12 protein-coding genes are annotated in these 12,107 nt (G+C 63.0%); 10 read left to right on the top strand and 2 right to left on the bottom strand.

Features of this window, described 5'->3' with window-relative positions; genetic code table 11:
* The coding region (locus AC4HIX_RS20545; RefSeq protein WP_490400315.1) for a trimethylamine methyltransferase family protein at positions 1-664 on the bottom strand (664 nt) is incomplete at its 3' end.
* Between the two features lie 243 nt (positions 665-907).
* Here AC4HIX_RS20545 and guaA point away from each other — a divergent pair.
* From guaA to AC4HIX_RS20495, 10 genes are all read left to right on the top strand, one after another.
* Complete coding sequence (gene guaA, locus AC4HIX_RS20540; RefSeq protein ID WP_490400314.1) at positions 908-2,470, top strand: glutamine-hydrolyzing GMP synthase; 1,563 nt, start codon at positions 908-910, stop codon at positions 2,468-2,470.
* 161 nt (positions 2,471-2,631) lie between these two features.
* Complete coding sequence (locus AC4HIX_RS20535) at positions 2,632-4,137, top strand: hypothetical protein (protein WP_490400313.1); 1,506 nt, start codon at positions 2,632-2,634, stop codon at positions 4,135-4,137.
* 143 nt (positions 4,138-4,280) lie between these two features.
* Positions 4,281-5,165, top strand: a complete 885-nt coding sequence (locus AC4HIX_RS20530) for a DMT family transporter (protein ID WP_475052326.1) — start codon at positions 4,281-4,283, stop codon at positions 5,163-5,165.
* Between the two features lie 103 nt (positions 5,166-5,268).
* Positions 5,269-6,384 (top strand): OmpP1/FadL family transporter, encoded by a 1,116-nt coding sequence (locus tag AC4HIX_RS20525; protein ID WP_475052328.1) that lies wholly within the window; start codon positions 5,269-5,271, stop codon positions 6,382-6,384.
* A gap of 120 nt (positions 6,385-6,504) precedes the next feature.
* Positions 6,505-7,419 carry a DMT family transporter gene (locus AC4HIX_RS20520; protein WP_490400312.1) on the top strand — a complete coding sequence of 305 codons (915 nt, stop codon included), beginning with the start codon at positions 6,505-6,507 and terminating at the stop codon, positions 7,417-7,419.
* A 55-nt stretch (positions 7,420-7,474) separates the two neighbouring features.
* The gene (locus AC4HIX_RS20515) at positions 7,475-8,338 is read left to right on the top strand and encodes an ATPase (RefSeq protein ID WP_475052331.1); all 864 of its coding nucleotides are present in this window, start codon (positions 7,475-7,477) and stop codon (positions 8,336-8,338) included.
* 59 nt (positions 8,339-8,397) lie between these two features.
* On the top strand, positions 8,398-9,315 hold the full coding sequence (gene metA, locus AC4HIX_RS20510; protein ID WP_490400311.1) for a homoserine O-acetyltransferase MetA: 918 nt from the start codon (positions 8,398-8,400) through the stop codon (positions 9,313-9,315).
* Between the two features lies 1 nt (position 9,316).
* Positions 9,317-10,270 (top strand): alpha/beta fold hydrolase, encoded by a 954-nt coding sequence (locus AC4HIX_RS20505; RefSeq protein ID WP_475053143.1) that lies wholly within the window; start codon positions 9,317-9,319, stop codon positions 10,268-10,270.
* Positions 10,271-10,331: 61 nt separating this feature from the next.
* Positions 10,332-11,201: a polyphosphate kinase 2 gene (ppk2, locus tag AC4HIX_RS20500; protein WP_490400310.1), complete on the top strand. Its 870-nt coding sequence runs from the start codon at positions 10,332-10,334 to the stop codon at positions 11,199-11,201.
* Entirely contained in the window at positions 11,194-11,811 is a 618-nt protein-coding gene (locus AC4HIX_RS20495; protein WP_490400309.1) for a TetR/AcrR family transcriptional regulator, read from the top strand. Before ppk2 ends, AC4HIX_RS20495 begins: the two co-directional genes overlap by 8 nt.
* Here AC4HIX_RS20495 and AC4HIX_RS20490 read toward each other — a convergent pair.
* On the bottom strand, positions 11,808-12,107 hold a 300-nt coding region (locus AC4HIX_RS20490), incomplete at its 5' end, for an adenylate/guanylate cyclase domain-containing protein (RefSeq protein WP_490400308.1). The genes AC4HIX_RS20495 and AC4HIX_RS20490 overlap by 4 nt on opposite strands.

The raw sequence follows: 12,107 nt of genomic DNA, 5'->3' as shown, positions 1-12,107 counted from the left end.
ACTCCTTGCCGAACAGGATGCCGGCCATGTCGACCGAGTCCTGGGCGCGGCTGGGTTCGGTGACGGAGCCCATGAACGGCTTGTCGCTGAGGGTCATGTGCGCCATCAACATGTCCAGGTGGCGCTTGTTCACCGGGATGTCGGTGGGCTCGCAGACGGTGCCGCCGGAGTGGTGCAGCCACTTGGACATATAGGCCAGCTTCACGAACTTGTTGAAGTCGGCCATGGTCGCATAGCGGCGGCCGCCGTTGGCGTCGCGCACGAACGGCGGGCCGTAGACCGGCGCCAGCACCAGGTTTTTGCCGCCGATGACCACCGATTTCTCGGGGTTGCGGGCATGCTGGGTGAATTCCGACGGAGCGGTTTCACACAGCTTGCGGGCCAGGCCGCGGGGGATGCGCACGCGCTCGCCCTGCACATCCGCGCCCGCCTCGCGCCAGCGCTCCAGCGCCGCCGGGTTGTCAACGAAATTGACGCCGACCTCTTCGAGGATGGTTTCCGCGTTGTACTCGATGATCTCCAGCGCTTCGTCGTTCAGGATTTCGAAGTTCGGGATATTGCGTTCGATGTACTTGGCCGTCTCGATTTTGACGCTGGTGCGTTCTGCGCGGCGGGCGGCGCCGCCGCCACCCCGGGCGCGCCGGCGCGGTGCTGCTTCTGTCATGGTTTATCCTCACCACAGGCATTTCATTGCGGAGGGTATTATAGCCACCGCGCGGCGCCGCGCCGCAGGATTACGGCCATTCAAGTTGAAAAGCGACATTGACGGGGCATTTTCCCCGCAAGCGGTGGACTTTGGCATACCTTCTGCGGGCTCAGTGCGGCGGCACCGTGAAAAACCGGGCTGCGCGCGGGCCAAGCGCCAAACCCTCTTGCAGAAAATGCGTTCCTGCCCTATGGCGCGTGCATGACAGAGACATCCCATGACCGCCTTCTCATCATCGACTTTGGCAGCCAGGTCACGCAGCTGATTGCGCGCCGCCTGCGCGAGCTGAACGTCTATTGCGAAATCCACCCCTATCAGAATGTCACCATGGACTTTGTGCGCGAGATGGCGCCGAAGGCAGTGATCTTCTCGGGCGGGCCGGACAGCGTGACCCGCGAGGGCTCCCCGCGTGTGCCGCAGGAGATTTTCGACTATGGCGTGCCGATCCTGGGCATCTGCTATGGCCAGCAGGTGATGATGCACCAGCTGGGCGGCCAGGTGGTTTCCGGCCACGGCACTGCCGAGTTCGGCCGCGCCTATGTGACCCCGAGCCAGGAGCGCATCCCGCTGCTCAACGGCTGGTTCCTGGAAGAGCGCGAGCAGGTCTGGATGAGCCACGGCGACCATGTCTCCAAGATCGCGCCGGGCTTTGAGGTCTACGGCACCTCCCCCAACGCGCCCTTCGCGATCACCGCGGACCTGGAGCGCAACTTCTTTGCGGTGCAGTTCCACCCCGAGGTGCACCACACCCCGAACGGCAAGACGCTCTATGAGAACTTTGTGAAGCTTGCAGGCTTCACCGGCGACTGGACCATGGGCGCCTACAAGGACGAGGCGATCCGCCAGATCCGCGAACAGGTCGGCGACAAGAAGGTGATCTGCGGCCTGTCCGGCGGCGTCGATTCCTCGGTCGCGGCGGTGCTGATCCACGAGGCGATCGGCGATCAGCTGACTTGCGTCTTTGTCGACCACGGGCTGCTGCGCAAGAACGAAGCGGAAGAAGTCGTCAAGATGTTCCGCGACAACTACAACATCCAGCTGATCCACGCAGATGAAACCGATCTGTTCCTGGGTGAGCTGGAAGGCCAGTCGGACCCGGAAACCAAGCGCAAGATCATCGGCAAGCTGTTCATCGACGTGTTCCAGAAACACGCCGACACCATCGACGGCGCCGAGTTCCTGGCGCAGGGCACGCTCTACCCGGATGTGATTGAATCGGTCTCCTTCTCGGGCGGCCCTTCCGTCACCATCAAGTCGCACCACAACGTGGGCGGCCTGCCGGAAAAGATGGGCCTGAAACTGGTGGAGCCGCTGCGCGAGCTGTTCAAGGACGAGGTCCGCGCGCTCGGCCACGAGCTGGGCCTGCCCGCGAGCTTCATCGGCCGCCACCCCTTCCCGGGGCCGGGCCTGGCGATCCGCTGCCCGGGCGAGATCACCCGCGAGAAGCTGGACATCCTGCGCGAGGCGGATGCGGTCTATATCGACCAGATCCGCAAGCACGGCCTCTATGACGAGATATGGCAGGCGTTTGTCGCGATTCTGCCGGTGCGCACCGTCGGCGTGATGGGCGACGGCCGCACCTATGATTACGCCTGCGCCCTGCGCGCAGTTACCTCGGTTGATGGCATGACTGCGGACTACTACCCGTTCACTCATGAGTTCCTGGGCGAAACCGCCACCCGGATCATCAATGAGGTGAAGGGTATAAACCGCTGCACCTATGACATCACCTCCAAGCCTCCGGGCACCATCGAGTGGGAATGACCTGCATTCCAGAACCCCGGCCCAGCGGCCGGGGTTTCTTTTTGTGCTGCTGCCCGGCGAAAAAATAGGATAAAAAGTCGAAGCGGTTTTTCATCGCATTAACCAAACCGACAGTTGTTCATCGGATAATTTCCCCAACGCCCGCTGGTTTGGAGAATCCAATGATCATTTGCCACCCGCTGAAACTTATCTTCATCAAGACCAAGAAGGTTGGCGGCACGTCTTTTGAAATCGCCCTATCCAGTTTCTGCGACGAAACCAGTGTCATCACACCGATTTCCCCCGACGACGAAGCGACCCGTGCAGAATTGGGCTATCCGGGCGCGCAGAATCACAAGCAGCAGGTCTGGCCGGACGGCACGGACACCGCCGCGAAATTCTACAACCACATCCCGGCGGCCGAAGCGAAAGCCATCATCCCGCAGGAGATCTGGGACAGCTACACCAAAGTCACCATCTGGCGGGATCCCTATGATGCCATCATCTCCCGCTATTACTGGGAAAAGGCTGACGCATCCGGCATTCCATTCGGAAAGTTCGTGCGTGAATTCAAAGGCATGCTGACCGAGAACTGCCGTATCGCTCCGCTGGACGGGCCGGATGCGATGGACGTCTACCTGCGCTACGAGCACCTGGAGGAAGATATCGCCGCGCTTGGCGTCGATGGGCTGTGGGAGCGGTTCTCCAGCCTGCGTGCCAAGGGCGCCATCCGCCCGCGCAGCGGCACCGACCCCGAAACGCTTTATACGCGGCACCCGGGCGCGGCAGATGTCGTCGCGGAACAATGCGGCGCCGAAATCCGCAAGTTCGGCTACAAACGCCCTGGCACGGTGCCGGCCGCGGGTGCGCGGGAAACGGGCAGTAAAAATGATTTCATCTTCACTCTGTCCGCCGGGCGGACCGGAACCGCATGGCTGGCGCAATTCCTGGGTGAAAACCTGAAGGTGCGCTCTGTCCATGAACCCTTGGGGGTCGAGGATTTCGGCACGGCGATGCCGGAGATCCGGCATATGCGCCGGTTCAACACCTTCGGCATGGACGGTGTGACGCGGGACTTCTGGCGCAACAAGCTGGCCTCGCTCCAGGCGCCTTATGCCGAGTCCAATCACACCCTGGGCAAATGCGGTCTGATCGAGGCGCTGGCAGACAGCAGCATCTGCAACCGCACCACCGTGATCATTCTGCGCCGCGACCTGGCCAAGCAATGCGCCAGCTATGTCGGGCGCAATGATTTCCAGAACATCACCATTCCCTGGCAATGGTATCTCGACATGAACTATCGCAACGTGATGGTGAACCCGTCGACCCTCAGAAAGCTGGGGCAGATCGGCTGGGCCATCTGGTACGCGCTGGAGATGGAAGCGCGCTATGCCTATTACCAGCTCAAGTACGGCGACCGGATCAATTTCGTCGAGGCCCGGCTGGAAGAGGCGACCAAGCCGGACGGCGCCGCCAGGCTGCTGGCGGCTTTGGGCCACGACGGCGTGCCGGTCCTGCCGGAAAAGAAAAACGCCACCCTCAACCAGTCCGGGGTCAACGACGCGCTGACCGCCGAAATCCGCACCTTGCTGGGGCGGCTGAAGTTCGACGCCAAAGCTATCGCCACCGCCTATATTGATGCAGGCCGCACCCTGGACTCCTCCGCCCTGCACAGCGCCGCGGCCTGATTTCCGGGGCGCAGACAGCGCCCGTCCTGCCAGACTGACGGCCCGGCCCGGCTGCGCTTCTGCTGCGGCCGGGCTGTTGTTGTGCTTGACCGCCGGCCGGTATCCCTGTCTGTTCCCGCCAGAGCAAACAGAGAGGCGCCGGCATGGCAGAAGGTGAAGCACGGGCAGGACTGGCGGCCCTTTGGATGGTGGGTGCCATCGTCTCCTTTTCCGCCATGGCGATTGCCGGGCGCGAAGCCGGGCTGACGCTCGACACCTTCGAAATCATGACCTACCGCAGCATGGTGGGCCTGCTGATCGTGGCGGCGGTGCTGACGGCCACCGGGCGCTGGCATCAGGTGCAGCGGGACCGGCTGGGTGTGCATCTGCTGCGCAATGTCTTCCACTTCACCGGTCAGAACCTGTGGTTTCTGGCGGTGACGCTGGTGCCGCTGGCGCAGGTCTTTGCGCTGGAGTTCACCTCGCCCCTGTGGGTCATCATTCTGTCGCCGCTGCTGCTGGGTGAGGTGTTGAACCGGCGGCGGATGCTGGCGGTTGGCCTGGGCTTTGCCGGCATCCTGATCGTCGCCCGCCCCAGTCCGGATACGCTGAACCTCGGCTTGGGCGCGGCGGCCAGTTGCGCGATTTTCTTTGCGCTGACCGCGATTCTGACCAAACGGCTGACAAGACATGAAAAAACCGCCTCGATCCTGTTCTGGCTGACCGCGATGCAGCTGGCCATGGGGCTGCTGGCAGCGGGCTGGGACGGTGATATGGCGCTGCCGGATGCCTCTACCCTGCCCTGGCTGGTGCTGATCGGCATTGCCGGCCTCACGGCGCATTTCTGCCTGACCACGGCGCTGTCACTGGCGCCCGCCAGCGTGGTGGTGCCCGTCGATTTTGCCCGCCTGCCCGCTATCGCGATCCTGGGCATGGTGATTTACGGCGAAGCGCTGGATGCCTGGGTCCTGAGCGGCGCAGCGATCATCTGCATTGCCAATTATCTCAATATTGTTGCAGGAAATCCTGTCAGGTCCGCCCGGAATTGACCGTTTCCGGCAAGTTGCCGCTTGGTTACGGTTGATCTGCGGATTTCAGCCCGCTTACCTTCCCGTAAAGCGGCCCGCACCGGCCGCAATTCAGGGAGGAACAATGAAACGCTATCTTGCAACCTCGGCGGCTTTGGCGCTGGTATCGGGCTCTGCCATGGCCAGCGGTCTGGACCGGACCGGGCAGCCGATCGGCCTTATTTTCGAAGAAGGCACCTACGCAGAATTCTCGTTCGCGACCACTTCGGTGGACCTGTCGGGCAATGACCGGACGACCTTGAATCCGCTCGGCTCTGCCACTGGCGACGTTGGCGAACGCTTCAACATGTTCGGCGCGGGGTACAAGCGGGACCTCAGCGAGCAGCTGTCGTTTGCCGTGATCTTCGATCAGCCTTGGGGTGTGGACGTGAACTATCCCGTGGGCGGTTCTGTGCTGCTTGGCGGCACAACTGCACAGGCGGATTCCAACGCGATCACCGCCCTTTTGCGCTACAAGTTCAACGAGCGCTTCAGCGTCCACGGCGGCCTCCGCTATCAGGAAATTGACGGCCAGATCAACCTGGCAGGCGCCGCATACGGGGCCATCCCCGGCGGCACCTACAATGTGCGGGTGAACAAGGACGGCGCCTTTGGCTGGGTGGCCGGTGTTGCCTATGAGATCCCCGAGATCGCCCTGCGCGCGTCGCTGACCTACAGCTCAGAGATCGAGCATGATTTCGACGTGGACGAAACCTTTGCCGGTTTCCCGGCAGCAAACGCTTCGACCTCGACAACGACCAAGACACCGCAATCGGTGAACCTGGATTTCCAGACCGGTGTCGCCAAGGACACGCTGCTGTTCGGCGGCATCCGCTGGGCAGAACACAGTGTGACTGACCTCGCCCCCACGACGCTTGGCCGTGACCTGATCGACCTGGATGACTCCTTCACCTACACGCTGGGTGTTGGCCGCCGATTCAATGAGCAATGGTCCGGTTCGCTGGCGCTGATTTACGCCGATGTGGACGGGGATGACCTGGTGTCGCCGCTGGCGCCGACCCACGGCTATGAAGCGATCCGCCTGGGCGTGCAGTATAAGCAGGATCAGATGACGATCTCTGCCGGTATCCGCTACACCCAGCTGGGCGATGCGGTCGCCTCTCCGGGCGGAAATCCGGTCACCAACTTCCGCGACAACGACGCTGTGAGCTTTGGCCTGAAGGTCGGCTACAACTTCTGATCCTCTGGAAGGCAGCCGAAACTGCAGGCAAGACATTCACCCCGCCCCTAACCGGGCGGGGTTTTCTTTTGCCGCAAGAAACGGGTCGCCAGGCGCCCGCCTGCGCGTTAGCTGAGCTCTATGAGCCCGCAAAAGACCATATCCCCCCGCGCCTGGGCCGAGCTGATCCTGCTCGGCGTGATCTGGGGCGGATCGTTTCTGTCGATCCGCATCGCCCTGGATGAAATCCCCGTTGTCACCCTGGTTCTGCACCGCTGCGGCTGGGCGGCGCTGTTCCTGTGGGCCGTGGTGCTGCTGATGCGGCTGCCGGTGCCCAAGGACCCGCGGGTCTGGGGCGCCTTTCTGGTAATGGGGCTGCTCAATAACGTGATCCCCTTCGGGCTTATGGCCTGGGGGCAGCTGCACATCGAAACCGGCCTCACCTCGATCCTGAACGCGGCGACGGCGATTTTCGGGGTGATCGTGGCTGCCCTGGTCTTTGCCGATGAGCGGCTGACGGCGCGCAAGGCGCTGGGAGTGGGGCTTGGGTTCCTGGGTGTGGCCACGGCCATCGGGCTGGAGCAATTTGCCAGTTTCGACATCCGCAGCACCGCGCAGCTGGCGGTTCTGGCGGGCACGGTGTCCTATGCCTTTGCCAGCGCCTGGGCGCGGCTGCATCTGTCCGGCCTTCCGCCGCAAGTGGCCGCGGCGGGGATGCTGACCGGCTCCACCCTATGCCTGATTCCGGCCGCGCTGCTGATTGACGGTGCGCCTGTGCTGGCGCTGGAAACCGGCACTTGGAACTCCATCGCCTATTTCTCGCTGATCGCCACCGCCGGGGCCTATCTGCTCTATTACCGGGTGCTGGGGCTGGCGGGCAGCGGCAACCTGATGCTGGTCACGCTGATCATCCCGCCCGTCGCCATCGTGCTGGGCGCCTGGGTGCTGGGCGAGGCGCTGAAGCCGCAGGCCTATGCAGGCTTTGCGCTGCTGGCGGCCGGGCTTGTCATCCTGAACGGCAAGCCCCGGTTGCGGCGCAAGCGCGCACGGAATTGACCCAGCCCGCGCAGAGGATTAGCAAGGCCTGAAACCTTCAGGGACCGAATACCTAATGCTTTACTCTTCCGCACAGGACTGGCGCGATGCGCCGAACAAACGGGTGCTGTTCTTTGGCATGTCCGGGCTTGGCAAAACCTATGTCAGCAACGTCCTGCGCGGTGCGGGCAGCTGGTTCCACTACTCGGTCGATTACCGCATCGGCACCCGGTATATGGGTGAATACATCGCAGACAATGCCAAGGCCGAGGCGATGAAAGTGCCGTTCCTGCGGGAGCTTCTGCTGTCGGATTCGATCTTTATCGGCTCCAACATCACCTTTGAAAACCTGACGCCGGTCGCCGCCTATCTGGGCAAGCCCGGGGATGTGGCCAAGGGCGGGCTGCCCATCGCGGAATACAAGCGGCGGCAGGAGCAGTTCCGGGTTGCCGAGATCCGCGCGCTGCTGGACACCGAGTATTTCGAAGGCCGCGCGCAGCAGCTTTACGGCTATCCGCATTTCATCTGCGATACCGGCGGGTCGATCTGCGAATGGGCCGACGCAAACGACCCGAACGACCAGATCCTGTCCGAGCTTAGCAAGCACACGCTGATGGTCTGGATCAAGGGCGACGACGCCCATACCGAGGAACTGGTGCGCCGGTTCGACCGCGCACCCAAGCCGATGTCCTATCAGCCGGAGTTCCTGGACCGGGTCTGGCAAGAATATCTCAAGGAAAATGGCATAGCTGAAGGGGATGTGGACCCCGACGCCTTTATCCGCTGGACCTATGCCCAGGCGCTGGCGCACCGCCAGCCGCGCTATCAGGCGATGGCGGATAATTGGGGCATCACCGTCACCGCCGACCAGATCTCTGCCGTCAAGGATGAGGCCGGTTTCGTGGATTTGATCGCCTCGGCTCTTGAGGCCCGCGGCTAAGCCGCTTATCTCTCAGCTTCCGCTATATCGCACAACCTTCCGCAAATCAGGACAGTGACATGCCCATCAAGATCCCCGCAGACCTCCCCGCCTATGACGTTCTGACGAACGAAGGCGTGATGGTCATGTCGCCGGATCAGGCGGCGCGCCAGGATATCCGGGCCCTGCGCATCGGGCTGTTGAACCTGATGCCCAAGAAAATCCAGACCGAGAACCAGTTCGCCCGGCTGATCGGCGCCACGCCGTTGCAGATCGAGCTGAGCCTGATCCGGATGACGGAGCATCAGACCAGGAACACCGCAGCGGAGCATATGGAGGAGTTCTACCACTCCTTTCAGGAGATCAAGCACGAGAAGTTCGACGGGCTGATCATCACCGGCGCGCCGATCGAGCACCTGGAGTTCCCGGAGGTCACCTATTGGGACGAGATGCGCGAGGTGTTCGAGTGGACACAGACCAACGTGCATTCGACCTTTGGCGTCTGCTGGGGCGGCATGGCGATGATCAACCATTTCCACGGCGTGAAGAAGCACATGCTGGACCACAAGGCGTTCGGCTGCTTCCGGCACCGGAACCTGGCGCCGGCCTCGCCGTATTTGCGCGGGTTCTCGGATGATTTCGTGATCCCGGTCAGCCGCTGGACCGAGATGAAGCAGGAAGAGATCGACGCGGCCCCGGGGCTGCGGACCCTGTTGGGCAGCGATCAGGTCGGCCCCTGCCTGGTTGAGGACAAAGCGCACCGTGCGCTCTATATCTTTAATCACTTCGAATATGACAGCGATACGCTGAAGCAGGAGTACGACCGCGACGTGGCCAATGGCACCCCGATCAACGTGCCGGACAACTATTATCCGAACGATGATCCCAGCCAGCAGCCGCAGAACCGCTGGCGCAGCCACGCTCATCTGCTGTACGGCAACTGGATCAATGAGATCTACCAGACCACGCCATATGAGCTGGATCAGATCGGCCGCTAGGATGCTGGTTTATCTGAGCCTTGCTGCCGCAACCGGCGCCGCGCTGACCGTGTGGCAGGCCGGGCGGCGCGAGGCGGCCGCTGAAGCCAGCCATCCGCCTCAGGGCCAGGTGCTGGTGGTCGGCCGCCACCGGGTGCATGTGGTGGAGATGGGCCAGCCCAAGGGCAGCGCGCCGGATCTGGTGCTGATCCACGGTTCCAGCGGCAATACCCGGGACATGACCTTCCGGCTGGCGCCCGCGCTGGCCCGGGATTTCCGTATCCTGGTCTTTGACCGGCCGGGCCTGGGCTATTCCGACCGCCTGAACGGCAGCGGCGCAACGATCCGCCAGCAGGCTGATGTTTTACGCCAAGCCGCGGCGCAGCTGGGCGCGCAAAAACCCGTTGTGCTGGGGCAAAGCTATGGCGGCGCAGTGGCGCTTGCCTGGGCCGTCGACCACCCGGAGGCGCTGGCGGCGCTGGTGTCTGTTGCCGGCGTTTCGCATCCTTGGGACACACCGCTGGACACCTTCTACAAGGTGACGTCTTCGCGGATCGGCAGTGCGCTCGCAGTTCCCGCCCTCACCGCCTTTGTGTCCCGCGCCACGGTCATGGAGACGCTGGACGCCGTCTTTGCTCCGCAGGCGGTGCCGGAAGGGTATGCCCAGCATTTCGGCATCGGCCTGACCTTGCGGCGCAAGTCCCTGCGGGCCAATGCCCGGCAGCGCGCCAACCTGCTGGCGGAAGTGAAAGCGCTGGCGCCTCAGTACAGCCGCATCGGGGTGCCGGTCGAAATCATCCACGGCACCGCGGATGACACTGTAAGCCCCAACATCCACGCGCGGCAGCTGGTGCGGGACGTCCCGAGTGCTGCCCTGACCCTGCTGGAGGGGATCGGCCACATGCCGCACCACGTGGCAACCGATGAGGTTGCCGCCGCGGTGCACCGCGCTGCCGACCGGGCACGTTTGCGTTAATGCGATTCACATTCCATACTCTCTCCCCATATAAGGGTTTGAGGACAGAAGGGTTTTGCACATGACGCTGCCATTTGACGGGGCCATCAGCCGCTATTACCAGACCGGCGCGCCGGAGGAGGTCCGCAAGGCGATCCAGGATGCGGACAAGGACGATATCCTCAACCCCAGCTACCCGCACAAGGAGCGCATGGGGCGTAAAACCTATGAGAAGGAGCTGGAAGCGCTGCAGATCGAACTGGTCAAACTGCAGGCCTGGGTCAAAGCCAGCGGCACCCGCATTGCCATCGTGCTGGAAGGGCGCGATGCGGCTGGCAAGGGCGGCACCATCAAGCGCTTCCGCGAGAACCTGAACCCGCGCGGCGCCCGGGTTGTGGCGCTGTCCAAACCCACCGAAGAAGAACAGAGCCAGTGGTATTTCCAGCGCTATATCGAGCATCTGCCCTCGGGCGGCGAGATCGTGTTCTTCGACCGCAGCTGGTACAACCGCGGCGTGGTGGAAAAGGTGTTCGGCTTCTGCACCGCTGATCAGCGCGAGCGGTTCTTTCACCAAGTGAAAGGGTTTGAGCAGGCGCTGGTGGACGACGGCGTGCTGCTGTTCAAGTTCTGGCTCAATGTCGGCCGGGCTGAGCAGCTGCGGCGGTTTCTGAAGCGGGAATCCGATCCGCTGAAGCAATGGAAGCTGAGCGCGATCGACGTCAAAGGGCTGGAGAAATGGGACGAATACACCGCCGCAATCTCCGAGACCCTGGAACGCAGCCATTGCCCTGAGGCCCCCTGGACCATCGTGCGCTCTGACGGCAAACGGCGGGCGCGGCTGGCGGCGATCCGAGCGGTGCTGACCGCCATCGACTATGACAACAAGGACGCCAAGGCCATCGGCGCCCTGGACACGGAAATTTGCGGAGGCCCGGACATCTGGGATGCCTAAACGCGGTTATCATCACGGCAACCTGCGCCAGGCGCTGGTCGAAGCCGCCCTGCAGCTGATCGAGGCCAAGGGCCCGACCGGCTTTACCCTGTCGGAAGCGGCCAAGACGGCAGGCGTCACCCCGGCGGCGGTCTACCGCCATTTCGAAGGGCGCGAAGACCTGATCGCCGAGGCCTCGCGCCAGGGCTACATCATGTTCGCTGACCTGATGCAGCACGCCTATGACAAGTATCAACCCTCGGCGCTGGCGGCGTTCGAGGCGACGGGCCGTGCCTATCTGGCCTTTGCACGCAAGCACCCGGGCCATTACATCGCCATGTTCGAAAGCGGCATTTCAGTGAACCGCACGCCGGAACTGGCCGACGCCGCCGCCCGCGCGCGCCAGATTCTGGAACGCGCCGCGGCGGACCTGAGCCAGCATATTCCCGAACACAAACGCCCCCCGGCCTCGATGTTCTCGGCGCATGTGCTGGCGATGAGCCACGGGGTGGTAGAGCTTTATGCGCGCAACTCTCCTGGAGCCACCTCCCCCTTCCCGCCAGAGGACCTGCTCGAAAGCGGCATCGGCATCTATTTGCGCGGGCTGGGGCTGATTGAACCGGACAGCTAGAAGCGGCCGGCGGGCTGCGGTGCGCTCAGCTCGTCGCCGACATTGACCAGCTTAACCTCGCCGATGCCCTTGATGTCTTCGGGGCCGATGTCGGTCACGTGGAATTCCTCGGACAGGGCATCCTTCATTTCCTCCGGCGCGACGATTTTCATCGGATTGGCAAAGACTTGCAGGCGGGAGGCCAGGTTCACCGCGGGGCCGAACACGTCATAGACGTACTTTTGGATCCCCACCACCGAGCCGACGGCGGAGCCGGTGCCCAGCCCGATCCGCGCCTGCCACTTGTGCTGGTGGCT

The organism is Leisingera sp., from assembly GCF_982940295.1.
The sequence above is the reverse complement of the archived record's forward strand: the minus strand, read 5'-3'. Positions and strand labels throughout refer to the sequence as shown.